Origin of the sequence: Cohnella baijiui (assembly GCF_020731285.1) — a bacterium.
Lineage (GTDB): Bacteria > Bacillota > Bacilli > Paenibacillales > Paenibacillaceae > Cohnella.
The window spans coordinates 1-215 of sequence record NZ_JAJFOW010000482.1; the positions used below are offsets into that span (position 1 = coordinate 1).

The 215-nt window shown below is 37.2% G+C and carries 1 pseudogene; it reads right to left on the reverse strand.

Annotation, left to right across the window (positions count from 1 at the left end):
* Window positions 1-215 (reverse strand): annotated as a pseudogene (locus tag LKX83_RS33460) (primosomal protein DnaI); the annotation flags it as partial.

The window sequence follows — 215 nt, forward strand, 5'->3', positions numbered from 1 at the left end:
GGGACAACGCTTATAGACCACATCAATAGAATTCCGACTGATTACAAGTTCAGGATGATAGCCTTTCATAAAATTTATACAGCCGGCAAGATCGGTACACTTGTTACATTCCTTGCTTTGAAGCGTGTATTCATATAATTTACTCAAGCTCTTTTCAATCATATCATCAGTAATTTCCTGCTGATGCTGATCTAAAAAGGCCTTAATATCCGGAT